The organism is Haliscomenobacter sp., assembly GCF_965225875.1.
Classification (GTDB): Bacteria; Bacteroidota; Bacteroidia; order Chitinophagales; family Saprospiraceae; genus Haliscomenobacter.
This window is the reverse complement of sequence record NZ_CBDDBS010000003.1, coordinates 2,919,748-2,946,230: the sequence shown is the minus strand read 5'-3', so window position 1 is coordinate 2,946,230 and position 26,483 is coordinate 2,919,748. Positions and strand designations below refer to the sequence as shown.

Here is a 26,483-nt window from a genome sequence, read left to right as displayed (position 1 = left end):
CGTTTAAAAAGAAAAGGCCAAGCCTACTTAATCGTTTTTAACGCCTCTAGAACACGATGCAATAATAGATTTACATTATCACTTGAAGTAGCCAATTGATTATACGTTGCCACAATATACGCATCAGATTGTTCAACGTAAAAGGCAATGGCATTGGTTGCGCCTTCGTGCCCGATGATCTTGGAATCTAGCCCATATTGTTTTTCGAAATTCATCAAACCGAGCCCGTATTCGAAGCCTTCGGGTGTCGGAATCCAGGCCTGCATGGAGGTTTTGCTTGCACTTGAAAGGAAATTGCCTCTTACTACGCCCTTCAGCAATTTGGTCAAATCCTCGCTGCAAGTAATCAAACCGCCCGCCGGCCCGTCGAAGGACATTGCCGGGAAAGTAAGGGGAATCTGGCCAAGGAATGACCAAGATGCTTCCCTGCCAGCCAGAACACCTCGAGGGTTTTCGCGGAAGAAATAATAGGTTCTCGTCATGTTCAGTGTTTTGAATATCTTTTCATAAGCAATTTCGTGAATCGGTTTTTTTCCCAAAGCTTCTGCGATGAGGCCCAACAAATGGAAATTTGAATCGCTGTAATGGTAAATTTGGCCAGGAGCTGCAAGTGCGGGAAAATTTTGTTTGTGGAACTGTATGATTTCACCCGATGTCCAGTTTTTGCTTACATCGGCAAACAATGCTTGAAAAAACGGCGGTGCCCCAAACGCATCAGGCATTCCCGCTAAAAGAAAATCGGGCAATCCGCTAGTGTGATTGAGCAGTTGACGGATCGTAATTTTGCCGCTGTATTCGACACCCTTGTACACACTCAAACCTGCCAGCAAGGTGACAGGTAGGTATTTTGAAATTGGGTCGTCTAGTTTAAGCGCTCCTTCATCGGCGTATTTGAGGATTAAAGCGCTAGTAACTACCTTGCCGATGCTAGCACTAAAAAATTGGTCTTTAGGTTGCATGGCAAGCGTTGGTGTGGCATTGCCTTGGGCAATTTCGAATAAATAGCCCCGTTTGGGAATGGAAACAGAGAGAATGGCCCCCAGAACACTGGTATCGTTGCCCACGGGTTTGAACGCTGTGGTCAATTGCTCATCTAAGCGGTTTTTCATCTCCGGCGTGATGGAATCGTCCTCTTTTTTGCAAGCGAACAGGAAGATGAGGCCCAGGCCGAAGGCCCAGATTGTTTTGTTTTTCATGTGATTAAAATTGAATTGTTGAATAAAAATGTAGTACAAAGTTCTAGGGATGGGTCTGCAAAAAATTTACCCTATGATAAAAAATGCGGGAAACATCAGAAATTCCACCTTATTTCCTAATGCCAGTGACTGAATTCTACTTTGTCACGTTACGAGGTATTTAAATATTTTGACGCAATTCATGCCGATTGAGAATTACTTCCCTTCCCCAAATACCCCGCCCCTATTATAACGACATCCTGCAAAAAATGAATTACCCAGGCCCAAAAAATCCCCTGAGTTTCATCCACGGACTTAGCCAACACATAGCCCAAAACACCAGCCAAAAACGAGCCAATGACCCCACTCGGCATGCCCCAATAATGCGGGATTCCAAACAAAACGGCAGAGATGCTATATATGACAACTGGAGCCAGCAGCCCCTGCAAAGGCACCACAATGCCCACGCGATAGATGAGTTCCTCACCCAGGGCATTACTCAGTGCAAACAACAAAATCCACCCCATACCTGCAAAAAGTAGGTTCCACTTGACGGCTTGCTGCCTAAGTTGAAAATACATGAAGATGGACGTAACCAGAGTGATCACCACACAAAGGGAAAGCCCGGTTGGCATCCAGCGATCTCCTTGCTGGATAACAAACAGTGCCATTTTTTCAGCAACTGCATTGACGTCGCCTGTGGACAGATAAGGCCAAAAATTGCTTCGAGTACATAATGCGTTGATGAACAAAAGCAAAAATGCGCTAAAAAGCAACACCAACTGGTATTTGATTTGGAAATCGATGTAGTCGTTGCCAGACAAACGAATGTTGATCTTGTCGATGGCTTTGCCTACAGTCAACAATACAAGAGTGGCAATAATGACGAGAATGATACTGATGATCATAAGGCAATTGATTGATTATTTGTACCATTTTTTCCGCGAAGGATACCATACCGCTTGAATGACATTGTATTCCAACTGATTCATGGAGTGGATTTCACCATTAATGCTGATTTTTTGAAACGGAACCCAGCGCAAATTGGTGCGCAGTACAAATGCCTGTTCGGTCTTTCCAGGCAAAATGTCCCAGCCAAAGGTGATGCCTGGAGTCACTTGGTTCTTTTCGGCTACCAAAGCCTCATTTTCTTTGATTACAAGCTTGTCAATGCCTACGTTGAGGCCAATATAGGGTGTAAAGCCATGGTAATCCAGTAAGTAATAATACGTTTCAAAAAGCAGGGAATTTTTGACAGTGTTTTGAGTGAGACCATATGCTTTTTCTTTGAAGGGAACGTGTCGATACGCCAAAGCCGTCACCATTCTGGCTTGGTTGAAATGATAACCTAAAGCCAAATCGAGATAGGTTTTGGAAATACTGCGCTGGTTGACAAAAGCATGTTTTTTTTGATTGTAAGCAGAAGACTCCAGGACAAATGAAGTAGAAGGACCTATACCGAAAAACCAGTCTCCAAAGTGGCTTTTGGCCTCGTCGGGTTTTGAAAAATTAGCATAGGTATTCAATTGATTGGCCACCTCGGGTTTCATTCCTTTAGCTGTTGTTTCAAAAGTGTAAATGATGCCCAGGTTTGCGGACAAAGCAGGAGTTTGGATGGTTTGAAAATGCGTTGCATCAACTGGGTAATCCAATCGGTGTTTGGGATAACCATTCACGCCCAAGCGAAACAACCAATCTTGTTTCCCGTACAAAAAACCTCCGTCGAGCCTCAGCTCGTTTTTATTGAACAGTGGGTTATCGGCTTGATCCACTTTTTGCCTGAAGTTGGAAACGATCCACGCAGCGCCGAGATAAGGGGTCAATTGGCCACTTTTTAAAGCCCAGGGCATCAAACGCATCCCTGTTACCACCGATTCACTAATTTCAGCCTTTACCTGATCGCTGCTGGATGTTGCAAGGCTGGCGAAAGGTACTGAAATGTAAAAATCCCCCCTTCCCCAGAAATGGATGCCGCCGATGTTGAGCATGGGAGAAAACGAAAGGGGATGTTGCTGGTTTACACCACCCTCACTGGTTTCCCACACCCGCCCCGTAAATGAAGGATAGATATTGGTGCCCAGTTCGAGATAGGTCTGGGCAAAATTTAAACGAACTTTGGTGCTGTCTTGTGCCTGAAGGGCAAAGACGAATGCGATAAACCAAATTACAGAAAGCAGCTTTTTCATCATCTTGAATTTCGAATGGGTGAATATGATGATGCAAACCTAGGCTGCCTAAAATTCAAAAAAATTGATCAATGGTAAGAAAACCTCATTGTTGCGAGTATTTTTTGCGGATACGGCTCAAACTTTCAGGCGTAATACCCAAATAAGAAGCCAAATGAATCTGCGCTGTGCGCAAAATGACATTGGGGTTTTCGATCAACAGTTTACGGTAGCGTTGTTCCGCAGTGAGCAGCAACAAGTCTATTTGTTGATTTTGTTTGTGGATGAACAAGCTTTCAGCCACCAGGATTTTGATTTTTTCGCCAAAGGGGGTACTGTACAGTTGGTTCAGGTTTGAGTAATCAATGGCCAAGGTTTTTGTTTCTTCTAATGCTTTGGTATACAATGGACTGGGGGCCTGGGTAAGCAACGACATGTAATCGCTGACAAAGTCCTTTTCATAGGCCAAGTCAATGCATACATCGTGGTTTTCTTTATACAAAAAAATCCCGACTGAGCCTTCCAAAATGAGCAGTAATTGCCGTTCTGTTGTATCGGAGGCCTTGATTACTTCATGTTTGTCAAAAGTTACTGGTTTGAGGTATTGGGCAAAATTTTCCCAAACCGATATGGGCGCATCAAAGTAAGGGTCGAAAAAGGATTTGACTTGCGTGGCGAGGCTCATGTTGTTTTTGTTTTGGAGCCAAAATTAGCGGAAATTTTTATGGCGTTAATGCTCGTTTACAAGTGCAGCCATAGACTTTAGGAACAAGAACAAAAGTCTATGGCCACTAATTCATTTACCTAAATCGCTCTATAAAAGCCATCACCTCATCCCAATAAGCCACTTCATCGGCCCCGCCCATGGGGCCATGTCCACTGTGTTCAAAAAGAACTTTCCGTTTGTAGGCAGACAGGATTCTACTTTCCACATCGTCGCCCAATTTGGGCGGGCAAACATAATCGTGCTTGCCAAAAAGGATAAGGGTTGGAATGGTAATCCGGTGCATGTTGTCCGAAAGCTGGGAGTCCCCATGGCCAAACAGCCGGTCGACCAATGAGGTAATCACCGGATTGCCGAAGGGTTTTAATAGCAACTGGGTGAGCGGCGTATTTTCCCGATCGTAGTTGTTGAGCCGTTCCACGACACCATACTTGCTTTTGGGCACCTCTTCCGTCAAAGATTCTGCTTTTGCTGCGTAGGTGTTGATCTTGAGACTATTCTCGGCAGTAAAAGGTGGCTTCACACTTAGACAATACGCTTTGATTTCCTGCCAATCTTTTACGTTTCGACCCGCTTGGATTTCTACCTCCGCCTTTTCCAGCATTTTTTCAATGGCGTATTGATTGAGCAAAGGGATGTTGTGGGCACCGTCGCTGTGAATCCAGCCTTTTACGCTGTATTGGTTGTTGTCTTTTTGTAAAAAAGCGGGCGTCAAATGACCGCCCCAGCTATGGCCATTGACGAAAATAGAGATGTCGGCCCCGTAGCGGTACTTTAGCAAGGTGATCAATTTTTCAAAATCAGCTACAAAATCGGCTACTTGATTGTAGCCGCCATTGGCACCACCTTGCGAGATTCCACTATTGCGTTGGTCCCAGTAAACTACTGCGTATTTGGCCTCCACTTTTTCAACCAGGGTATTGATTATCCGGTACTCAATAGCATCTCCGCCAGGGCCACCATGTACCATAATCATGTAGGTTTTGCTGGCGGTATTGCCGTATACCCGTACAGGCATGGAAGCGCCGTTTGTTTTTAGGAAAAAATGGTCCGCAGCCCGGGTGCTGATGGTGATTTCTTCCTTTTGGCAACCCAACAAAAGGGTAAGGCCGAAAATGAAAAAGAATATACGTTTCATGAGCGTTTGGTCTTGTGTTTGTTAAGCAATTTAGGTGTAGCAGGCAAAAAGGAAGAGGTGGAAAATGCCACACCCAACTCTATAGTGGGTCGTAGGTAGAGGTCACTGTTACTTGGAAACATTCCCAATAGGCTTGCTTTGGTATAAATCTTGAGGGGTTGGCCAAGTTTTATTTCGAAATTGTATCCCAAACCCACCGAGAGGGAAACTAAGGCATAATTGTGGCCAGCCAGGCTCAGTTTATCTACTTGCCCCTCGTCACTTACCGCATAGGCTTCGTCTCCTAAAAAGGTGCGGCTAAAGCCAATACCCGGTGCGGTTTCAGTAAACCAGCCGTTCATATGTTGGCGACGTTTTTGCCTTTCGAGGAGTAAATAAAGGTTGTCGTGAAAATTGGGATGGTAGTAATAGCCTAAATTAGCGGTGAGGTACCTCTCTTTCAAGATGGTCTTAATGCCCCACTTTTTTTCTTTGTCGACCTGGATAATTTTGTAAGGCCTTTCTACGCCGACCTTCAGGCCAGGGTAAATGAGGCTTCCCAACAAAGCCGTTTTGATGCCCGTTCGGGGCAAGGTCGGACTGTTGTTGCTTTCTTGGGTCAACCCAATTTGGTTAATCCCAAGCAGCAAGAGCATTAGCAATAGATTCTTCATAAATGGTGTTTTTTCTTGGCTCAAAAGTAGGGGGCAATAGACCTACAGAAGTTCGGATGTATCAATCCGAACATTATAGAACTGTTAAATATTTAGGAACGGAACAAAAAGCACGGATTCCCAGCCACCAACAAGAAATTTAATATCCCTGTCCATTTGTTGTTATTTCTTTAAACTAGACCTTAATCTCACTTAATCTAGCTCCTCTACTTTCGCCTACAGAATTATTACATTCACTCAATACCCAAACATGAATCGTTTTTATACTTGTCTTTGGACAGTGCTTGCACTGTTCCTGGCTTTGCCATGCCTTTTGTGGAGTCAGGCCACCAACGCCTCCTTCAAAGGGTTGATCTCCGATGCAAAAGGAGAGGTTTTAATCGGGGCTACCGTTCAGGTTCGCAACGAATCTACTGGCTTTTACACTGGCACCACTACTCAATTAGATGGCCGATTTCAACTGTTGCAATTGCCCTTAGGTGGTCCTTACACCATCAGCATCTCTTATACGGGTTATGCCGACCAACAACTCAAAGGTTACACGCTCAACCAGGGTGACATTGTACAAGTCAATGTGAAAATGCACGAGCAAACTACGGAACTAAATACGGTAGAAATCACAGCGAATAAGTTGATCGATGATGTCAATAGCTTTGGTGCGGGGACTGCGGTTTCTTCCAACCAAATCAAAGCCTTGCCTTTGGAAGGCCGGAACTTTAGTGGCTTGGTGGCACTTTCGCCGCTGCAAGGAAATGGTGCGGCCAACTTGGGTGGACACCGGTCCGGTTCAACCAACATCACCATTGACGGGGGCAACTTCCGTAGTCCACTTTGGGCAGGTTCAAGTGGTGGTGGCCCACAGCAGATTTCGCAGGAAGCTATCCGCGAATTCCAGGTATCCACCAACGATTACGACGTTTCACAAGGCCGTCAAGGCGGTGGTGCTGTTAATGCTGTTACAAAAAACGGAACCAACGAGTTGAAAGGAACCTTGTTTTTCTACAATCGAGCCGATGAATTTTCTAGTCAGTACGACATTCGTGGTGTAAAACGGAACATCGATTTTACAACCAATCAATGGGGCTTGAGTTTGGGCGGGCCAATCATCAAGGACAAACTGCATTTTTTTGTTGCTTTTGACCGTCAGGATCAAAAAGAACCTGTGAACAATGCCGACATCCAATCGGCTGATGATGAACTTCGTTTGGGGATTCGGAAAGATACTTTGAACAAGTTCATCGACATCGCCCGCCGCGTTTATGGAGTAGGTTCTGGCCCACAGGTGGGTGTTTTTGAGCGCAAAACCACTTCCAACGTCATCTTTGCTCGTTTTGACTATACCCTCAACGACAAGCACAAACTGACTTTCCGCAACAACATTACGACCTGGAACAACCCTTTGAACTCCAATGATAACTCCAATATCAACCTTCGTGAAGTGTGGAACCAACAAGAGGCTCGTTCTTATACCGGGTTGCTGTCTTTGCGCTCCAATTTCAGTCCAAGCTTTTTGAACGAACTGAAAGTACAGTTCCAATCGGAGTACACCGCCCAAGTGCCCAGCGATGAATTACCCGCTTTGAACATTCCTCGCGCTATTGTCAACGTTCGTTCACCCATTCCAACGGCCAGCAACCCCAACGCAGTTTCTACCCGTACCGTACAAATTGGTGGACAGCGCTTTACACCTGAAAAGACCATTTACAACCAGATTCACCTGGTCAACACCGCTTATCTCACCAAGGGCAAATACAACCTTACCCTCGGAACCGATAACTTCATGACCTTCCTCGAAGATGTATTCACCTCCGAGTTGAATGGTCGCTTTTTCTTCAATTCGTTACAAGATTTCGAGTTGCAAAAACCTTCTCGTTACGTACGTGAGGTATACCTTGGCGAAGGTGAGCCATGGGTACGGTACAATGTATTGGACGTGTCTGCTTTTGCACAAGTGGATTTCGAATTGGCCAAACACCTGGATGCTGTAGTGGGTGTTCGTTGGGACGGAACAGCATTTTTGACTACGCCAACGCCTAATGCTGATTTGGCCGAAAGCCTGAAAGTTTTCACCAATACTGCTCCTGTTGATTTTGACAACTTCCAGCCTCGGGTTCAATTGACCTGGAACGTGGGTGGTAAAAACAAAGACATCATCAAGCTTGGTGCTGGTGGCTTTTCCAACATGGCCATGTACTACAACCTTGCCAACAACATGCTTTTTGATGGCAACAAAGTGGCTTCTATTGACGTGTCTACGACTGTTCCTTTCCCCGATTTTAAAGGTTACCGTGAAGATCCAAGTACTGCTCCAGGCGTAACACCTGGTCAGCCATATGTATCTACCATCAATGCGATCGGGCCTGATTTTGAAATTCCTTTTACCTGGAAAGCCAATTTGAGCTACAACCGTTTGTTGTTCAACGACAAGTTGCGGGTGGGTATCAACTTACTTGCTTCACACACTACCGATAACTACGTTTACCAGGAAACCAACCTGGTAGACGAGCCCTACTTCCGTCTTGCCAACGAAGCCAACCGGGGGGTATTTGTACCTGCTGATAAAATTGGTACCAATGGTATTCTGAAATGGCAGGATAGCCGCAAAGACCCAAACCTGGGTCGGGTCTTGGAACTGAATCCTGATGGCATTTTGGATCAAACCGCGTTGATTGTGGACGCTGAATTGCGCTTGGGCAACAAGGGTGGCTATGTAGCGGCCAGTTATACCAACAACAATACCAAAGACAACTCTTCGTACAACTGTTGTGTAGCCAATACTTCAACCTTCTTGCCGGTTAAAGATGATCCACGGGCACTGAATTATGGTTATTCCGACTCACAATTCCGCCACAAAGTTTTGGTGAGTGGGGCTACTCCAGAGATTGCTGGGTTCCAATTGGGTGCAACATTCAACGGCCAGGGTGGTTACCCCTTTGCTTTTCACGCTTACCGGGCTGGTACCAGTTTGAATGGCGATTTTAATGAGCAAAACGACTTAGCCTTCTTGTTTGATCCCAATGATCCTAAAACTGATCCGGCTTTGGCTGCCTCCATTAAGGCGTGGTTGGACAACCCTCTGGTTGCTGATGCAGCTAAAGAATACTATCGGGAAAATGTAGGTAAAATTGCTCCACGCAATGGTGGTAGCAATCCGTTCTTCTCTACAATCGACCTGCGTTTGAGCAAAAAATTCAACACTTTTGGCAAACAGTCACTGGAATTCAGTGCGGACTTGTTCAACTTCATGAACCTGTTGGACAAAAACAAGGGCCGCAACACCAACCTGGCCCGTGAATCACGTTTGCTGAATATTTCCGGTTTTGACAAAACCTTGCAGCAATACAAATATTCCCTAAACGCCAATACGGGTGTAGATCTTGTAGGAGGTACCCCTTGGCGTTTGCAGCTGGGCCTTCGTTACAATTTCTAGTTAGCCGTTTCATACATTACTCTTTCTGCCCAGTTGATTTGCTTATCAACTGGGCATTTTTATTTGACTCATCGTTGCTTTAGAAAGCCACTGTGTGTATATTTGTCTAAAATCAGGTGTATACATGAGAACAAATATTGTTATTGACGATGCCTTAATGACTCAAGCCATGAGTCTGAGTGGCCTAGAAACCAAAAAGGCCGTTGTTGAAGAAGCATTGAAGGTATTTATCCAAATTCAACAACAACTTAAAATCCGCAACTTCAGGGGAAAATTGAAGTGGGAAGGTGATTTAGAACAAATGCGCCTAAATCAATGACTATAGTTGATTCTTCAGTTTGGATTGATTACTTCAACGGTAGTATCACCCGCGAAACTGAGTTACTTGATCAGTTGCTGGGACGTGTACAACTTGGAATTGGCGATTTAATTCTCACTGAGGTTTTGCAGGGATTCTCTGTTGATGCAGACTTCAACATGGCCAAATCCCTACTAGAAACGTTATCGTTTTTTAATTTTGGCGGTAAACCCATTGCGATAAAAAGTGCTGAAAACTATCGGTTTTTGAGAAAAAAAGGTGTAACTGTCAGAAAAACCATTGATGTTATTATTGCTACAGCATGTTTAGAGTATGACTTCTCCCTTTTGCACGCAGATCGTGATTTCATACCATTCGTCAATCACTTTGGTTTAAAAACGCTGTAATTTTACCACCGGACTCCGCGACCCATCTCACATGAAAACGACCATCTGCCTTTTTTTGATTTTTTGTAGCACATATGCTTTCGCCGCCGATGTCCCCCTAATTCTTAACTTTCCAGCAAAAACCTATCAAGCATCCAATCAAATCTGGTCCATCACCCAGGACCAACACGGCATCATCTATGCGGGTAATAAAGATGGTTTACTGGAGTTCGATGGGGCCAACTGGGAGCTTCATCCCTTACCCAACGGTCAAACTGCGCGAGCTGTGGCAAGCGATCAGAGCGGAAAAATCTACTGCGGCAGTTATGGAGAATTTGGCTTTTGGCAACGCAACCAACTAGGTGAACTATACTATACTTCCCTCAGCAAAAAAGTGCGCCGCGAGGCCATTCGTAAGGAAGAATTTTGGCACATTTTGGTGTATAAAAACGTGGTTTATTTTCAATCCTTTGGGGTCATGTACCAATACGATGGCAAAAAAGTAACCCGGGTTCCCGCCTATTTTCCCTTCATGTTCATCAAGGAGTGCAATGGTCGTTTGTTGATTCCAGCCATCCGGGCCCCGATTTATGAATTGGGGGCAAAACAAAAAGTAAGCGAGTTAAGCGGCAGTGATTTTTTTGCCAATCAGACCATTACGGCCCTTATCGCTGATCCGGCTGGTCTGTTGGTAGGGACGAGTAATGAGGGTATGTTCCGCCAAAAGGGCAATACATTCGTCCCTTGGGAGCATCCAGTAAATGTGGAGTTAAAACGCTATCAATTGAACAAAGCGATTCGACTGCATGATGGCCGTTTGGCTTTGGGCACCATTTTGAATGGTGTTTTTATTGTCAAAGGAGGGCAAATCCAGTACCACATCAACCAGAATAATGGTTTACAAAACAATACCATCCTGAGCCTGTTTGAGGACAAAAAACAGAACTTGTGGTTGGGCCTTGACAAGGGTTTGGACTTGGTCGCCCTCCATGACCCGATGTTGTATTACACTGACCGGGAAGGTGAAATTGGGTCCATTTATGCAGCAGCAATCCACCAGAATCGGCTCTTTATAGGCAGCAATCAGGGTGTTTTTTTCCGAAGCTGGCCATTGCTCAAGAATGAAAGGTATCAATTGTTGCCCGGCTCACAAGGGCAAGTCTGGCAATTGAAGGTGTTTAATGACCAGTTGCTTTGTGGGCACAATGAGGGCACTTTTGTTATCGAAGGCCAACAATTTCGGCGTATTTCCAATGTGACGGGCGGGTGGTGGTTTGTTCAGCTACCTCAACGGCCACAATATTTACTTCAGGGTACCTACACAGGCCTCGCCGTTTTTCGTCAGGATGTTGCTGGGAAGTGGCATTTCAGTCATCAAGTGGAAGGTTTAAAAGAACCACTCCAAAAACTGGTGTTTCAAAGCCCCAATGAGTGTTGGGCTGTCAATCCCTACGAAAGCATTTATCACTTGACCCTCGATTCCAGCTATCAAAAAATCACGGCGATTGATACGATCAATACCGCAGACGGCTTGCCTGCCAACTCCAATCTGGATGTTTTTTTAAAGGGGAAAGAAGTGTGGATTTGGTCCAGGGGGCAGCAGTTTATCTATCAACCCAAAACTAAAAAATGCCTACCCGCACCACTAAGAGGTGAAACTCAATCAAAATTTTTCCGATCCACTACTGCAGAATTATTTGAAATTATGCCCCAACAAGTGCGGATCAAAAAAAACAAACAGCTCAAAAGCGTCATCAACACTATCCTGGCTACCCACTACAATCCGATTGTGGAATTGCAAAAAGGCACCTATCTGTTTTGTATTGACAATGGTTATGCCCTGCTCAATCGGGTGGATGCTTTGGAAAAAAATGTTGAATCAACCCTACGCATCAAAAAAATCGAATCCTTAAACCCCAAAAACAGGCATCAAATATACCGGAAGGGTGGGGTGGTTTATTTTCCAGCGGGTACCCGTACTTTGCGTTTTGTATTTTCGCTAGATGAGTATACCCGGACCACGCTGTTTCGTTATCGGCTAAAGGAAGAACAAAAGCAGTGGTCAGGCTGGAGTCGGTTTTCAGAAAGAGAGTTCAGCAGTTTGTCACCAGGCCGTTACACACTGGAAGTTCAGCATGACCTCAACGAACAAACCGCGAGTTGCAGTTTTGTCATCGCCCCACACTGGTACCAAACCTCCTGGATGTACCTTTTGTATTTTTTGGGCCTGGCCGGGCTTTATGGATTATTGAATCGGGTGCATCAGAGGCGGCTGCACATCCAGCGCCGTAAGCTACTCCTCGAAAAAGAGCGGGAACTTCACCAGCAACGCATCCAAAACCGCAACATCCAGTTGCAAAATGATGTGCTCAACAAGTCCAAAGAATTGGCCAGCTCTACTTTTCACCTGATCCGCAAAAATGAAGCCCTGCTCCAAATCAAGGAAGAACTGATTCGGTTTAAAGCGGAAAGTGGGGATCGCCCAGCCGCCAAGCACTACCAAAAAATGCTGCGCCTGGTGGATGAGCACTTGGGAAACGAACAAGATTGGCAGGTTTTTGAAGACAATTTCAACCAAGTACACGACGAGTTTTTTAAAAAGCTCAAATCCATGTTTCCTTCCATTACCCCCGGTGACTTGCGTCTGGCGGCTTACCTGCGCATGAATTTGAGTTCAAAAGAAATTGCGCCCCTCTTGCACCTTTCCATTCGGGGCATCGAAAACAAACGTTACCGACTCCGACGAAAACTTGAATTGGAAGGGGATGACAACCTGGTGGAATTTTTGATGAGTTTGTAGCATTGTTTTCGGGACTAAAAGCTCAAATTGTCATCTGCTCAACAACTGACAATCCTGCATTTTCCAGTTATTATAATTTTTGAAACAAGTTATTGATTTTCAATAATAAAAAAATCACTAGTCCGATGATTTTTCGCAGTGGCGTAGTAATGGTGAGGTTAAAAACTAGCTATTCTTGTATAAATGAGATAAGATTGCACTTACATCTATTTGATCGCAAGTATGAAGCAACGCTACCTACATTTTTTTAGCTTTCTATTCCTCTCTTTACAGGCATGTGCTCCAACCTATGGCCAGGAAGTTTACTTTTTTAGTGACAGCAACAACCCTGGCTATTACGACACAGGTCTGGCTTTTAAGTCTGGGACCAGTTTTTTAGAACAGACAGGTAGCAGTGGAGATAAGCTCCCCACCGATGGCACTGCTTTTCAAGGCCGCAACAGCTTGCGCCTGCGCTGGAATTCCCGCAGTGGTGGGGATTGGTCAGCTTTGGTGATCGCCCCGGGCTTTCCCTTTCAAGACATCAGCAATACCGATACTCTGGCTTTCTGGGTTTATGCCCCCAATGGCCTCAACAAGGCAGATTGGCCCAATATTTTTCTGGAAGGCGCTCCCGGTTCCACCAAATCGCGCAAATACAACATTGGCAATTATGCTCCAGCGCTGGATGCCAAAATTTGGACCCAGATCAAAATCCCCCTCAGCGTCATGACTACTGATCCCAACCAGACCGGGATCAATTTTAAACAAATCAAGGCAATCATTTTTGGACAAAATGCTGCTGATGCCCAGGAACATACCCTTTTGATTGATGAGGTACGGACTTATCGGGCTTCCGCAACTGCAAATTTGTTGGTTCCTGAACAGTTTCGGGCCAAAGGATACGATAGCCATATAGAACTGCGTTGGAAAAATACTGGGAATTCAGGGGGGACTGCTTTCAGGATTTACCGCTCCCTGGATGAAGGCCAAACCTTCAATCTCATTGGGCAAGTGGGTAAGTCCGACAGCATTTATCTGGATTTTGTACGTCCCCTTGGACTCAATGTAAAGGCGAGTTATCGCATCACCACTGCCAGCGGGAGCGGCCAGGAAAGCAAACCCAGCGCTGTAGCCAGTGCCAGTAGTGCCCCCAAGAGTGATGAGCAATTGCTGGATATGGTGCAGGAGTATACCTTCCGTTATTTCTGGGATTTTGCCCATCCTCAATCAGGCCTCAGTCGCGAACGGAATACTTCAGGAGACATTGTTACCATCGGAGGAACGGGTTTTGGCGTGATGGCCCTAATGGTAGGGATCGAAAGAGGATTCATCACCAGGGAGCAAGGGCGAGACCGTTTGTTAAAGATGCTCAGTTTCCTGGAAAAAGCGGATCGTTTTAAGGGCGCATTTCCCCATTGGATGAATGGAGTGAGTGGTAAAACCATCCCCTTCAGCACGCGCGATGATGGCGGCGATTTGGTAGAAACATCCTTCCTCTTTGAAGGTTTGTTGGCTGCACGGGAATATTTCAAAGAAAACACGAGTGAAGAGCAACTTCTCCGCAGCAAAATCACCGGATTGTGGGAAGCCATTGAGTGGGATTGGTACCGCCAGTATTTTCAGAACTTTATTTACTGGCATTGGTCGCCCAACTACCAATTCGCCATGAATTTTCCGGTGCGTGGCTGGAACGAAGGCATGATTGTTTATATCTTGGGTATTGCATCGCCTACTCATGGCGTACCCGAAGGTTTGTATGAAAAAGGCTGGGCTGGCAACAGCAACTACGTCAATAAGAATCAGTATTACAGTGTTCTATTACCTCTGGGGCCTGCATTGGGCGGGCCCCTGTTTTTTGCCCATTATTCGTTCATGGGTTTTGACCCACGCAACATCAAGGATAAGTACACCAACTATTTTACCCAAAACCGCAACCACACCCTGATCAACCGGGCTTACTGCATCGCCAATCCAAAAAAATTCAAAGGTTATGGGGAAAACTGCTGGGGTTTAACCGCCAGCGATGACCCCGTGCAAGGCTACCTGGCCCACGAACCCAATAGTGGCCCGCAGGACAACGGCACCATCGCCCCAACTGCCGCACTTGGTTCTTTTCCCTATACTCCCGTAGAATCTTTGGGGGCACTCAAACACTTTTACCGAGAATATGGTGCCGATTTATTTGGCCCCATGGGTTTTTATGATGCCTTCAATCCACAACTCAATTGGACTGCCGATAGTTACTTGGCCATCGACCAAGGGCCGATCATCAACATGATTGAAAACCACCGCAGTGGTTTATTGTGGAAGCATTTTATGGCCAATCCTGAGATTCAAACTGCCATCAAAAAAATCGGATTTACTGCCGACGTAACCAAAGTTGAGGCCATTCCCGCTACCGACCTGCAACTCAAAGTATACCCTAATCCGGTCAAAAGAAATCTCGACCTTTCCTTTGTTCAACCTTCAAGTGAAACGGTCAAGATTGAATTGTGCGATACCGCAGGCCGGGTTGTACACCGTTTGTTAGGACCTACACGACTCAATACCGGACTACAGCGTCAGCAATTTACCTTGCCAGCACTAGCCAAAGGAACTTACTTCTTGCAAATCAGTTCACCTACGTATACAAGCACTTATCCACTGGTCATTTCGCAATAGGTTCAACACATGAACCCAAAATCTAACAACATGAAAAAACATCTGCTCTTTTTCACCATGCTTTTGCTACCCTTGCTGGGTATGACTCAAGTAGTACTCGAAGACTTCGAGGGCGGCGCCAAGTTGCCCTGGAATGCCATCGAGGGGGCTTATTCAACTGTAGACAACCCCGCTGGAGGCAATACTTTGGGCCTCAACAGCAGCGCTAAGGTTGGTTCGTACACTAAAAAAGCGGGCTCCGCGTATAGCCTTTTCCTGGCTGAGTTGCCCACTGCGCTGGACCTCAGCACCAACAACCAATTCAAAATCCAGGTTAAAGCAGCCGTTGCATCGGCATTTATCTTGAAACTGGAAGGTGCCAGCGGTGCCATCGAAGGAAACAAAAACATTGCCGTAAGCGGCGAATGGATTGAGTATACCTTCGATTTTAGCAAGGCGGCAGCCACACCAAACCTGAAAAAAATCATCCTGTTTTTTGATCCAGGGGTGGATGCAAGCTCAGACACTTACCTGTTTGACAACCTGACTGCAGGTCCAGCAGGACCTTGTGCAGGAACCGCGCCCAGCGCCAAAATTCTGGACGATTTTGAGTGCCAGCGCAACATCGCTTATGCCAGCCCTGGGTTTGCCGATATCAGTGCAGTGGACAACCCTGATAAAACCGGGATCAACACCAGCACTAAAGTAGGCCGTTACAAAGATACTGGTGGCGAATACCACGCAATGGTTCTGGACTGGGGTGGCGCAATTCCATTGAAAGACCGCAACATTGTCAAAATCAAAGTATGGGCACCCGTAGCTGGTAACTTGCTGGTTAAATTGGAAGGTGGCACTTCACCCGCCAAAGAAACGCCAGTAGCGGTAACTGAAATCAACAAGTGGGTAGAATACACCGTCAATTTCAGTAGCCAGGCTGCAGCCAATCACACCAAATTGGTCTTCTTCTTCAATGCGGGAGTACTGCCTGGAGCAAATGACGTTTACTACATTGACGACATTTCCCTTGACCCTGCTCCTACTTCTTTTGTTTATGAAGACTTTGAAGGTGGCGCCAAATTGAATTGGAACCCCATCGAAGGCTCCTTCGTAGTGGTACCTAATCCTCCAGGTGGAGATACCCTGAAAATCAATGGCAGTACCAAAGTTGGTGCTTATACCAAAAAAGCAGGTGCTGGTTATAGCCTTTTCCTGACTGAATTGGCACAGCCTCTGGACTTGTCCATTTACAACGTGTTTAAAATTCAGGTCAAAGCAGCCGTGGCTAGCTCTTTCTTACTCAAATTGGAAGGCCCTGGTGTTGCGGTAGAAGAAGTAAAAAACATAGCGGTCAAAGACCAATGGGTTGAATACACCTTCAACTTTAGCAAGTCTGCGGGTGTCAAAACCTTCAATAAGATCATCCTTTTCTTTGACCCCGGAGTGGACGCCAGTTCGGATACTTACCTGTTTGACAACCTGATCGCAGTAACTGCGGGTGATTGTGCAGGTGTAGACAAGAACCCGGATGTACTGGACGATTTCGAGTGTCAGCGCAATGCAGCTTACGGCCAACCTGGTTTTGATGACATTACCGCAGTGGACAACCCCGATAAATTTGGGGCTAACCTGAGTGCTAAAGTAGGTCGCTACAAAGATACTGGTGGCGAATACCATGCATTGGTGATCGATTGGGGTGGTAGCATTCCACTCAAAGACCGCAACCAACTGAAACTGAAGGTATGGGCACCTGTTGCAGGTAACCTCCTGCTCAAGTTGGAAGGTGGAACCTCAGGTGCAAAAGAAATCCCTGTGGCTGTTTCTCAACTGAATAAGTGGGTAGAATACACCGCTGATTTCAGTGACCAAGAAAACGCCAACCACACCAAAATTGTCATCTTCTTCAACGCGGGTAAACTGCCAGGAGCAAATGATATTTACTACGTAGATGACATCAGCCTCGTGGCTCCTGAAAAGAGCAGCGCTTTGGAAGATTTTGAAGGTGGTGCCAAACTGGGCTGGGAATCTTTGGGTGCTGCTGCAGTGTTCGGCAAATACAACGGTGAAATTGCCAACCCTGATAAAACGGGCAATACCTCAGCAACCGTGGGTTCTTACACCAAAGGAAGTTCCAAGTTGGGCGGTCTAAAGGCCTTGTTGCCACAAGGATTCACACTGAGCGCTTTCCCTCAAGTCAATTTACAGGTATGGGCACCAGCTGGTGCAAAAAGCCTGACCTTACGTTTGGTATCTACCTCCGAAGGACAAAAAGAAATCAATCGCCCCATTGCAGAAACTGGCAAGTGGGTAGAATTGAACTTCAACTTCAGCAATTTCAAGAACATTGCCGACTTCGAGCGGGTAGAGATTGTATTTGATCCTGACCTAACTTCTACGGCTACCTGGTATTACGACAACCTGACCCAAACCGTTTCTACCGTAAACCTTTGTGAAGGCGTAGTTGCCGTTGCTGGGCAGATCGACGACTTTGAATGTCAGCGCAATTTTACCAAAGTGTCTACCACGGGCGGCGACTTCTTAAAAGTAGTCAATAACCCTGATCCAAGTGGCATCAACTCTTCTGCGAGTGACAAAGTAGGGGAGTACAGCGATCCTCGGGATGAATGGTCAGCCATCGTTTACGAATTCCCACAAGCCCTTGATCTTTCTGTATTGAACCAGGTGCAAGTTAAAATCTGGTCGCCTAAAGCAGTTCCAATCCTCTTCAAATTGGAAGGCGGACAGCAAGTAGAGGTGTTCTCAGAAGTAAAAGCTGCTGACACCCGCAAGTGGATACAATACTCCATCGACTTTAGCGCTGCCGCAGGCAAAGGAAATACCAAACTGGTTATTTTCTTCAATGCAGGCCAATTGCCAACAGCTGATGACGTGTACTACATCGATGACATCGAGCTACGCAGAGCACCTTACACTTCTTGTATCTCCAACTTTGAAACCAGTCTGGATGATCTGGGTCGCTGGCAGTATTTTGCCAATGGTTCTCTCGATGGACAAAAGGTAAACATCGTTGTAGACAATCCAAAGAAGAGTGGTATCAACACCAGCAACAAGGTAGCTGAATTCATTGAGCGCCCTGGAGGTGAAATCTTCGCTGGCTATTTCAACGATGCGATTCCTGCACAAATTTCGATGGGCAAGAACAAGAAGATCACCATGAAGGTCTTGATGGATCACGAAGCCGATGTGGTTTTCAAATTGGAGCGCAGTAGCAATGGAGCACCCAACACTGGTGATACCAAAGTGAAATACACCACGCCAAACGAATGGCAGGAACTGACCTGGGATTTCACTACGCTGAACATTCCAGACGGAGCCCTGTACTCCACTCTAGCAATGATCATGGACTTCGGTACCGTTCCTACAGCTGAAAAACGCTACTATTTTGACGATATCGCGATTGGCGATAAGGCTTGTTCCGGTACCGTTGGTGTGCGTGATCTAGCCCTGAGCAACCTCAAAGTTTATCCTAACCCGGTAAGCAACGAGTTGATCATCGAGAATGGCCAGGATTTGTACGGTTATGACGTATTCAACGCATTGGGACAAAAGGTTTACTCCATTCGTTCCAGTGGTCAGAACTACGTGAACCTGAATACTACCGAACTTGAACGCGGCATGTACATTCTGGCTGCTTACGATAAGCATGGCTTGATGAAGGCCAAGACGAAGTTTATTAAGCAATAGCTGAGATAAGTTGAAAAGTTGAAGTGTTGAAATGTTGAAGAGAAGTAAAAAAATTGAATGGGTTGATAGACCATTTTAGGGGAATTAATTCCAATTGGTCTATCAAGCTTTTCAACTTCTCTTCAACTCTTCATCATTTCAACTTTTCGACTAAATTCAGCCCCAAATAAGACCGACATGCGATCTTTATACACTCTGCTCCTATTGGGCGCGACTAGTTTTTTTTCGCAACTGCAAGCCCAGGTTACCATCACCGGGAAGGTAACGGATGAAAAAAAAGAGGCGCTGATCGGCGTCAATATTCAGGTTAAAAATACGACCCTTGGCGGGGTTACCGATCTTGAGGGAAATTACAGTCTGGAAGTTCCCGATGCCCAAGCCGTCCTGGTTTTTACTTACACTGGGTTCCAAACCCAGGAAATCTCAGTCAAAGGCCGCACGAGTATAGATGTCATCATGGGTGAAGCCACCTTGATGATCAACGAGGTAGTAGTGGTAGGCTATGGCACTCAGCGCAAAAGTGACCTGACTGGTTCGGTAGGCTCTATCAAATCAAGCGAATTACAAAAAGTAGCAGCTTCCAACGTGACCCAGGCCCTGCAGGGCAAAATTGCCGGGGTCAACGTCAGCTCAGCTTCCGGCCGGCCCGGCGAAGGTCCGGTCATCCGTATTCGGGGTACAGGAACCTTGAACAATGCCAACCCCATCTACGTCGTCGACGGTCTCATCCTCGACAACATTGACTTCCTCAATTCCAGCGACATCGAAAGTATGGAAGTTCTCAAAGATGCTTCCGCTGCCGCCATTTATGGTACCCGTGGTTCCAATGGGGTTGTGCTCATTACCACCAAAAAAGGGATTCGTGGCCAAAAAGCCCAATTCAACTTCAGCGCTTACAACGGGATTCAACAGGTAGGAAAAAGATTGGACCTGGCCACCGGATCCGAATACGCCAGTTTGGTGAATGAATTTTACCGAAATGCCGGCGGAGCAGTGCCTTACCCCAATCCTGAATCTTTTGGCGCAGGCACCGATTGGCAGGACATCATCTTTCGCGACGCCTCCATCCAAAATTACAACCTCAGCATCCGCGGTGGCTCCGAAGCCATGACTTACAGCATTAGCGGCGACGCCTTCCTACAAAACGGGATCATCCGTAGTTCCTATTTCAACCGCTATTCCTTGCGGGTCAACAACGAATACAACCTCATCAAAGGGGTAAAACTGGGACACAACCTGGCCTTTGTTTCCAGTGCCAACAACCGCGAACCCGGCGGCATCGTTTTTAACGCTTACGCTGCCGACCCGACGGTAGTTGCCATCAACGAAGCGGGTAAATACGGCAGTACTTCCACCAACTCCAATGTGAGTAATCCTGCCGCGCAGTTGGAATACAACAGCTACAACCGTGGCTACGGCCAGCAGCTCAACGGTAATGCTTACCTTGAAATTTACCCGATCAAAAACCTGACTGCGCGCAGCAGCTTTGGGTTCAACAGCATCAACAACCGGGGCAAAGGTTACGAGCCACAATTTGAAGTAGACGATAAACAACGCAACCCTCAAAGTCGCATCAATGCTGAGTTTTCGCGGTACAACGACTGGCAGTGGGAAAACACGCTGAACTATTCGCGCGAAATTGGCGTACATCGCTTTAGCGTCCTGGCGGGTTACACCATGCAAGCCCGCAGTGGGGAACGCATCGGTGGCTCCCGTCAACGGTTGATTGGCGATACCGAGGAGTTCTTTTACCTGGATGCAGGTGATGTAGAAACTGCCACCAACTACAACATTGGCAACAACCCCGAGCGCTACCAATCGGTCTTGTTCCGGGCCAATTACAACCTGAAAGAACGTTACCTTTTTACGGCTACTTTCCGTCGTGACGGCTCATCCAAATTTGGTTCCGAGCGCCGTTATGGCAATTTCCCCGCTTTCGCCGTAGCCTGGCGGGTAATTGAAGAGCCGTTTATGAAAGGCCAAAAAATCCTCGACAACTTGAAGCTGCGCGCCAGCTGGGGGCGTTTGGGCAATGATAAATTCCCTTCCGATGCCGCCATCCCAACCGTAACCAATAACCTTAGCGCGGTATTTGGTGGTACCGAAAGCCTGAACTTTGGCGCTTCCCTCATCTCCTTGGCTAACCCATTTTTGCAATGGGAAGAAACCAATAGTACCGACATTGGGGCAGAATTGGGCTTTTTGGACAACCGCCTGACCCTCGAAGTGGAATATTACCAGCGCAACACCAATAAAATTTTGGTGCCAGTACCCATCCCTGATTACGTTGGTTCGGCCTCAAATCCCTTTGTAAACGCAGCGGATGTGCGCAACTCAGGTTTTGATTTTACCCTGAATTACCGCAATTCGGTGGGAAAACTCAATTATCGCTTTGGCGCCTTAGCTTCTACCCTGAAAAACGAAGTGCTTTCTCTGGGAACTGGTAATGAAGCCTTGTTTGCCTTCGCGACCCGCACCATTGTTGGTCAATCCATTGGTTCCTTTTATGGCTACAAAGTAGTGGGTGTGTACCAAAGCGCTGAAGAAATTGCACAAAACCCGGCGCGTGAAGCGGTAGCTCCCGGCGACCTGCGCTTTGAAGACACCAATGGCGATGGCATTGTAGATTCACAAGACCGCACCTGGTTGGGTAGCCCCATTCCTAAATTGATCTACGGTTTCAATTTTGGATTCGACGTGTATGGATTTGATTTCTCCGTAGATTTCAATGGGGTAAGTGGCAATAAAATTTACAACAGCAAGCGGGCTGCGCGTGGCTTTGGGATCCCCAACTACGAGGCTTCCTTCCTGGAGCGTTGGACTGGGCCAGGTACTTCCAATTTTGAACCACGCATCACCAATGGTGGTTATAATTATCAGGTATCGGAGCGCTTTTTGGAAGATGGTTCCTTCTTCCGCTTGCGCAGTGCTGTTTTGGGCTACAACTTGCCCAAAACCTTGCTAGAACGCATCAAGGTGAACAGCCTGCGGGTGTACGTCAGTGGGAACAACATTTTTACCCAAACAAAATACTCTGGTTTTACACCCGAAATATCTAGTGAGAACGTATTACAAGTAGGCATCGATGGTGGAGTGTATCCATTGTCGCGTACCTGGTTGGCTGGAATCAATATTTCTTTTTAAAAGTTGAGAAGTTGAGGGGTTTAGGAGTTGAGGCTTCCGCGAGCGATTCTGACGATGTCAATGTCTAAGTCGCTCGCGGAAGCCTCAACTTCTCAACTTCTCAACTCCTCAACCCTTCAACTCAAGACTCATGCGCAAACAGTATTTATTTCGAATAACGGCAAGTGCGCTGCTGGTTTTGCTACTGGCACCAGCCTGCCAAAACGGAGACTTTCTGGAGGTAAAACCACAAGGCGTGATCAACGCCAACAATTACTTCCAAACTGCTCAGCACGCCACCTGGTCGGTCAACGCGGTGTACAATTCCATGCGGGATTGGAACCTGACCTCCTTCCCTTGGCTAGCCATGACGGATATTGTTACCGACGACGCAGTCAAGGGGAGTTTCCCTGCTGACGCACAGCGCCTCACCGCATTTGATGATTTTAGTTGGGACCCTGGGTTCCCTGAAGACATCCGTGGCTCCTGGCGTGGCCATTACCAGGGCATTTTCCGCGCGAATGTGGCCATTGACGGAATCCCCAAAGTGCCGGTGATGGACGAAACCTTGCGCAAAAGATTGATCGGGGAGGCCAAATTCCTCCGTGCGCATTTTTACTTCAATCTAGTACGCTGGTTTGGTGATTTGCCATTGATCACCCGGCCGCTGACCCAGAATGAGTTCTACACCCAAACGCGTGCAGCAAGCGCTGAAATTTACAAATTGATTGTCAGCGACCTCACCGAGGCGATTGCCAGTTTGCCGGAAAAATCGGCCTATGCTCCTGAAGACTTGGGGCGGGTGACCAAAGGCGCGGCCCGTGGTTTGTTGGCAAAAGTATATTTGACCACCAAGGACTATCCCAACGCAGAAAAGTACGCCTTGGAAGTCATCAATTCCAATGAATATAAACTGCTGGCGGATTACACCAAGATTTTTCTGCCCGAGGGTGAAAACTCCAGCGAGTCGGTTTTTGAGGTACAAGCTACGGCACTGGAAGCATCCTATGCGGGCGCAACGCCCTGGAACATGGTGCAAGGGGTACGCGGCACACCCAATTTGGGCTGGGGCTTCAATTTGCCCTCGGATGACCTGATGAAAGCCTTTGAATTTGGCGACCCTCGCCGCGATGCTACCGCCCTTTTGGTTGGTGAAGCCTTACCCGATGGATCGGCTCTGGTAGAAGACAATCCACAAATCGAAAACGAACGTTACAACCAAAAAGCCTGGACGCCTGCCCACGCCCTGCTGCAAGACAATGGACCAAGCAACATCCGCATCTTGCGCTATGCCGACGTTTTGCTCATTGCAGCTGAGGCGCTGAACGAAAACAACAAGCCTCAACAAGCGCTGGTGCACCTCAATGCGGTACGCATTCGGGCCCGAGGCACTCGCAGAAACATTCTACCAGATATCACGATTACGGATAAGGATGGCCTGCGCCAAAAAATCTGGCAAGAACGCCGGGTGGAACTGGCCATGGAGCAACAACGCTGGTTTGACTTGGTACGTACCGGGCAAGCAGAAGCCAGAATGAAAGCTGTTGGCAAAAAATTTGTGAAAGGTAAACACGAGCTGTTCCCGATTCCACAAACGGAAATTGATTTGGCGGGCGGGAATATTGTGCAGAATCCAGGGTATTAACCGTAGGGGCAACCCTTTATGGTTGCCCCCATGTTTAATATGCCCACGATTGGGGCAACCCTTTGTGGTTGCCCCAATGTGTATACCCACGATTGGGGCAACCACAAAGGGTTGCCCCTACCGCATTACCGATTTTAATTCTCCAAACGGCACAAAAATCTTCAATTCTCCCGCCGCATACGACCCAATTTCATACGGTACATAATTGAAACAAATACCCTTCCCGGTTAGGAAGAAATTACCGTTGGGCTCTACCTTCTCTACAAACAGAATTTCATTCAAATCCTTGGTTTTGAATTTTTTCTTGGCAGCCTCGGTGAGCGCTTTGGTGAGCGTCGCTTCATATCCAGGTTTGAACAGGTCTTCCAGGCTGATTTTTTTCTTTTTAGCCATATCAAAACTTGAACAAGCCGAGCCGTAGTTGCCATGGGCGCCTCCTGCATAGCTGTAGTCCATTACGGCAATGCTGAGCAGATTGTCCTGATTAAAAAGGACTTCCATCGTTTTGTCATTGTCGTAATTCATGTACATATTGTCTTCCTCTGCTTCCAGTAATCCGGCGATTTCTTCATGGTAGTCTTTAAAAAACTGTTGCTGTTCGGCCTCAAAAGCTTTCTGTGGTGTTTTGTAGACTTGTGCCAGGGAATCGCCAACCAATTCTTGCAAAAATGCGTCTTTCAACCAGTTTTCTTTAGGGATAAAAAACTCATAGCTGAAATGGCCTTTGGGCGAATCTTTGCGGTCTTTATCGGCTGCTTCGGTTTTTTCGAGGCGCATCGCGGCGAACTCTTGGGTGCCTTCCGGGAAACCAAGAGTGAGTTTAAAGGGTGATTTTTTGCCGTCGGCACCGGTATAATCTCCCGTATAAACGCCTTTTTCGAGTTTGCCAGTGAAGCTTCCAAAGGGTTCGTCGGCGACCGAAAATTCGGTCAAAATGAGCAGCCCTTGCCCAGTTGAATCCATCGAGGAATAAATGCCTATGGGTTCTTGGGCATCCTCGTAGTGGTAATAACCATTGAACCAGGGATTTTCATCGTAATCGAGGTCTTGCAACAAATTCATTCGGATGGGTGCGGTACCAATGGTTCCGGTAAAATGCAAATACGCAAAATCCTTGGAATTGGGCATTTTTTCAGTGGAATCGCTTTTTTTAGGTGTACAAGCCAAAGCCATTGAAGCCAGGAACAAGGCAAAAAACAGTTTTTTCATAAATGCTTATTTAGGTGTTTAACAGTTATGCGACCAAAATAAAGGAATAATTGCCTTATTTTTCGGTCGAAAATATTCAGCAGTTGAGTACAAAAAGCCTTTGAACGGGTTTTTCAACTAAAACAATGCACGATGAGACAAAGAATCACAAGCTTTATGTTGCTCTTGAGTTTGATCATGCTCAACGCATGTTTCAATCTGACCTCCAAAGAAGAAGAACGATTTGAAGAGCAGCAGGCCATTATTGAAAAATACGTGAGCGATAAAGGCCTCAATGCTCAAAAAGACCCTTCCGGGGTGTATTACATCAATACCCTGGAGGGAACGGGAAAAGCAATCCGCGCCGACTCCGCGGATTTGGTGACCTTCAACTATCGAGGTTACCTGATTGATGGCACTGAATTTGACAAATCTGACGCAGGAAAACCAATTACTGTCGCCTTACGCGGACTGATTCCTGGTTTTCAGGTGGGGATTCTCAAAATGAAAAAAGGGGGCAAAGCAACCTTTATCATTCCTTCGGATTTGGCTTACGGAGGAAACCCTCCCCAAGGTATCCCTGCTAACTCAATCGTGATCTTCGATGTGGAGTTGGTGGGCTTTGGTACCCAGGCCGAAAACGATGATGAAGTCATCCGCAAGTACCTGGCGGATAATAGTCTGACCGCTGAAAAACATTCCTCGGGCATGTACTACATCATCTCTGAGCCGGGCACTGGCGACAATCCAACCGCCAGTTCGGTAGTTACTGTCAAGTACAAAGGGTATTTCACCGACAAGAAGGTATTTGACCAAACCAAAACGGACGCAGTGGCGCAGTTCCCGCTGACTAACTTGATCGAAGGTTGGAAAATCGGGGTGCCACTATTGAAAAAAGGTGGTAAGGGAACATTCCTCTTTCCATCTAAATTGGGATATGGTGCCAATGGTAGCGCGGGTGGTGTGCCTGCCAATACGGTGATTATTTTTGATATTGAGTTGGTGAGTTTTTAAGGATACTGTTCAATCGCGCCTTCGGCGCTAGTTATGAGCAGTAAAAAGTAATATCCGGCATTTTTGCAGCTTTGCTGCTTTAATTTAACCAAGACGATATTAATGCGCTTCGCGCTGTTGAGGCTTCGCCTCTTTTTGCTAAAAGCGACATGATGGCAAAACGGATGCCACGGATACCACAGATAAAAACGGATTTTTTCCGCCTGCGGCGGAAAAGGACGAGCCGAAGGCGAGTCAAGATCCGTTCTAATCCGCGTCATCCGTGGCATCCGTTTTGCCATCATGCCGCTTTGGTTGAATTAAATCGAGGGTAAAAAATTATCATTATTAATTCTTAACGCTCGTTGCTACAGGCGAAAGCAAATCCGCGTAAATCCGCGTCATCAGCGCTGCTATTATTGTCGCTTTGGTTGGTTCGAT

Annotated in this window: 17 protein-coding genes; 9 read left to right on the top strand and 8 right to left on the bottom strand. The window is 46.6% G+C overall.

Features of this window, described 5'->3' with window-relative positions; all coding sequences use genetic code 11:
• Nucleotides 1-23 precede the first annotated feature (23 nt).
• The 6 genes from ACO08K_RS31705 to ACO08K_RS31680 all read right to left on the bottom strand — a co-directional run bounded on the left by ACO08K_RS31705 (nucleotide 24) and on the right by ACO08K_RS31680 (nucleotide 5,855).
• Complete coding sequence (locus tag ACO08K_RS31705) at nucleotides 24-1,196, bottom strand: serine hydrolase domain-containing protein (protein WP_421800520.1); 1,173 nt, start codon at nucleotides 1,194-1,196, stop codon at nucleotides 24-26.
• A 179-nt stretch (nucleotides 1,197-1,375) separates the two neighbouring features.
• Nucleotides 1,376-2,083, bottom strand: coding sequence for a CPBP family intramembrane glutamic endopeptidase (locus ACO08K_RS31700; RefSeq protein ID WP_421800519.1), 708 nt, complete (start codon nucleotides 2,081-2,083; stop codon nucleotides 1,376-1,378).
• 15 nt (nucleotides 2,084-2,098) lie between these two features.
• Nucleotides 2,099-3,361, bottom strand: a complete 1,263-nt coding sequence (locus ACO08K_RS31695) for a hypothetical protein (protein ID WP_421800518.1) — start codon at nucleotides 3,359-3,361, stop codon at nucleotides 2,099-2,101.
• Nucleotides 3,362-3,446: 85 nt separating this feature from the next.
• A complete protein-coding gene (locus tag ACO08K_RS31690; RefSeq protein WP_421800517.1) occupies nucleotides 3,447-4,025 on the bottom strand; it encodes a Crp/Fnr family transcriptional regulator in 579 nt (192 codons plus the stop codon).
• Nucleotides 4,026-4,140: 115 nt separating this feature from the next.
• Nucleotides 4,141-5,202, bottom strand: coding sequence for an alpha/beta fold hydrolase (locus ACO08K_RS31685; RefSeq protein ID WP_421800516.1), 1,062 nt, complete (start codon nucleotides 5,200-5,202; stop codon nucleotides 4,141-4,143).
• Complete coding sequence (locus tag ACO08K_RS31680; protein WP_421800515.1) at nucleotides 5,199-5,855, bottom strand: hypothetical protein; 657 nt, start codon at nucleotides 5,853-5,855, stop codon at nucleotides 5,199-5,201. The genes ACO08K_RS31685 and ACO08K_RS31680 overlap by 4 nt, the downstream gene beginning before the upstream one ends.
• 250 nt (nucleotides 5,856-6,105) lie before the next feature.
• Here ACO08K_RS31680 and ACO08K_RS31675 point away from each other — a divergent pair, with 250 nt between their 5' ends.
• The 8 genes from ACO08K_RS31675 (at nucleotide 6,106) to ACO08K_RS31640 (ending at nucleotide 23,861) form a co-directional block, all read left to right on the top strand.
• Nucleotides 6,106-9,285: a carboxypeptidase regulatory-like domain-containing protein gene (locus tag ACO08K_RS31675; protein WP_421800514.1), complete on the top strand. Its 3,180-nt coding sequence runs from the start codon at nucleotides 6,106-6,108 to the stop codon at nucleotides 9,283-9,285.
• Between the two features lie 124 nt (nucleotides 9,286-9,409).
• A complete protein-coding gene (locus ACO08K_RS31670) occupies nucleotides 9,410-9,604 on the top strand; it encodes a type II toxin-antitoxin system VapB family antitoxin (protein WP_421800513.1) in 195 nt (64 codons plus the stop codon).
• A complete protein-coding gene (gene vapC / locus ACO08K_RS31665; RefSeq protein WP_421800512.1) occupies nucleotides 9,601-9,990 on the top strand; it encodes a type II toxin-antitoxin system VapC family toxin in 390 nt (129 codons plus the stop codon). Before ACO08K_RS31670 ends, vapC begins: the two co-directional genes overlap by 4 nt.
• A gap of 31 nt (nucleotides 9,991-10,021) precedes the next feature.
• A complete protein-coding gene (locus ACO08K_RS31660) occupies nucleotides 10,022-12,769 on the top strand; it encodes a two-component regulator propeller domain-containing protein (RefSeq protein ID WP_421800511.1) in 2,748 nt (915 codons plus the stop codon).
• A 222-nt stretch (nucleotides 12,770-12,991) separates the two neighbouring features.
• A complete protein-coding gene (locus tag ACO08K_RS31655) occupies nucleotides 12,992-15,412 on the top strand; it encodes a glucoamylase family protein (protein ID WP_421800510.1) in 2,421 nt (806 codons plus the stop codon).
• Between the two features lie 30 nt (nucleotides 15,413-15,442).
• Nucleotides 15,443-19,093: a T9SS type A sorting domain-containing protein gene (locus tag ACO08K_RS31650; protein WP_421800509.1), complete on the top strand. Its 3,651-nt coding sequence runs from the start codon at nucleotides 15,443-15,445 to the stop codon at nucleotides 19,091-19,093.
• A 177-nt stretch (nucleotides 19,094-19,270) separates the two neighbouring features.
• Complete coding sequence (locus tag ACO08K_RS31645; RefSeq protein ID WP_421800508.1) at nucleotides 19,271-22,237, top strand: SusC/RagA family TonB-linked outer membrane protein; 2,967 nt, start codon at nucleotides 19,271-19,273, stop codon at nucleotides 22,235-22,237.
• Between the two features lie 130 nt (nucleotides 22,238-22,367).
• Complete coding sequence (locus ACO08K_RS31640; RefSeq protein WP_421800507.1) at nucleotides 22,368-23,861, top strand: RagB/SusD family nutrient uptake outer membrane protein; 1,494 nt, start codon at nucleotides 22,368-22,370, stop codon at nucleotides 23,859-23,861.
• 117 nt (nucleotides 23,862-23,978) lie between these two features.
• Here ACO08K_RS31640 and ACO08K_RS31635 read toward each other — a convergent pair whose 3' ends face one another.
• Entirely contained in the window at nucleotides 23,979-25,070 is a 1,092-nt protein-coding gene (locus tag ACO08K_RS31635) for a DUF3298 domain-containing protein (RefSeq protein WP_421800506.1), read from the bottom strand.
• Between the two features lie 132 nt (nucleotides 25,071-25,202).
• On the opposite strand from ACO08K_RS31635, the gene ACO08K_RS31630 reads away from it, so the two are divergent.
• Nucleotides 25,203-26,063: an FKBP-type peptidyl-prolyl cis-trans isomerase gene (locus tag ACO08K_RS31630; protein ID WP_421800505.1), complete on the top strand. Its 861-nt coding sequence runs from the start codon at nucleotides 25,203-25,205 to the stop codon at nucleotides 26,061-26,063.
• Here the strand turns inward: ACO08K_RS31630 and ACO08K_RS31625 are convergent.
• On the bottom strand, nucleotides 26,060-26,347 hold the full coding sequence (locus tag ACO08K_RS31625; protein WP_421800504.1) for a hypothetical protein: 288 nt from the start codon (nucleotides 26,345-26,347) through the stop codon (nucleotides 26,060-26,062). The genes ACO08K_RS31630 and ACO08K_RS31625 overlap by 4 nt on opposite strands.
• Between the last annotated feature and the right edge of the window lie 136 nt (nucleotides 26,348-26,483).

What these genes read in the sequence shown, in the direction of transcription:
- ACO08K_RS31705 (WP_421800520.1), bottom strand. Translation starts at nt 1,196, where the DNA reads ATGAAAAACAAAACAATCTGGGCCTTCGGCCTGGGCCTCATCTTCCTG.
- ACO08K_RS31700 (WP_421800519.1), bottom strand. Translation starts at nt 2,083, where the DNA reads ATGATCATCAGTATCATTCTCGTCATTATTGCCACTCTTGTATTGTTG.
- ACO08K_RS31695 (WP_421800518.1), bottom strand. Translation starts at nt 3,361, where the DNA reads ATGAAAAAGCTGCTTTCTGTAATTTGGTTTATCGCATTCGTCTTTGCC.
- ACO08K_RS31690 (WP_421800517.1), bottom strand. Translation starts at nt 4,025, where the DNA reads ATGAGCCTCGCCACGCAAGTCAAATCCTTTTTCGACCCTTACTTTGAT.
- ACO08K_RS31685 (WP_421800516.1), bottom strand. Translation starts at nt 5,202, where the DNA reads ATGAAACGTATATTCTTTTTCATTTTCGGCCTTACCCTTTTGTTGGGT.
- ACO08K_RS31680 (WP_421800515.1), bottom strand. Translation starts at nt 5,855, where the DNA reads ATGAAGAATCTATTGCTAATGCTCTTGCTGCTTGGGATTAACCAAATT.
- ACO08K_RS31675 (WP_421800514.1), top strand. Translation starts at nt 6,106, where the DNA reads ATGAATCGTTTTTATACTTGTCTTTGGACAGTGCTTGCACTGTTCCTG.
- ACO08K_RS31670 (WP_421800513.1), top strand. Translation starts at nt 9,410, where the DNA reads ATGAGAACAAATATTGTTATTGACGATGCCTTAATGACTCAAGCCATG.
- vapC (WP_421800512.1), top strand. Translation starts at nt 9,601, where the DNA reads ATGACTATAGTTGATTCTTCAGTTTGGATTGATTACTTCAACGGTAGT.
- ACO08K_RS31660 (WP_421800511.1), top strand. Translation starts at nt 10,022, where the DNA reads ATGAAAACGACCATCTGCCTTTTTTTGATTTTTTGTAGCACATATGCT.
- ACO08K_RS31655 (WP_421800510.1), top strand. Translation starts at nt 12,992, where the DNA reads ATGAAGCAACGCTACCTACATTTTTTTAGCTTTCTATTCCTCTCTTTA.
- ACO08K_RS31650 (WP_421800509.1), top strand. Translation starts at nt 15,443, where the DNA reads ATGAAAAAACATCTGCTCTTTTTCACCATGCTTTTGCTACCCTTGCTG.
- ACO08K_RS31645 (WP_421800508.1), top strand. Translation starts at nt 19,271, where the DNA reads ATGCGATCTTTATACACTCTGCTCCTATTGGGCGCGACTAGTTTTTTT.
- ACO08K_RS31640 (WP_421800507.1), top strand. Translation starts at nt 22,368, where the DNA reads ATGCGCAAACAGTATTTATTTCGAATAACGGCAAGTGCGCTGCTGGTT.
- ACO08K_RS31635 (WP_421800506.1), bottom strand. Translation starts at nt 25,070, where the DNA reads ATGAAAAAACTGTTTTTTGCCTTGTTCCTGGCTTCAATGGCTTTGGCT.
- ACO08K_RS31630 (WP_421800505.1), top strand. Translation starts at nt 25,203, where the DNA reads ATGAGACAAAGAATCACAAGCTTTATGTTGCTCTTGAGTTTGATCATG.
- ACO08K_RS31625 (WP_421800504.1), bottom strand. Translation starts at nt 26,347, where the DNA reads ATGATGGCAAAACGGATGCCACGGATGACGCGGATTAGAACGGATCTT.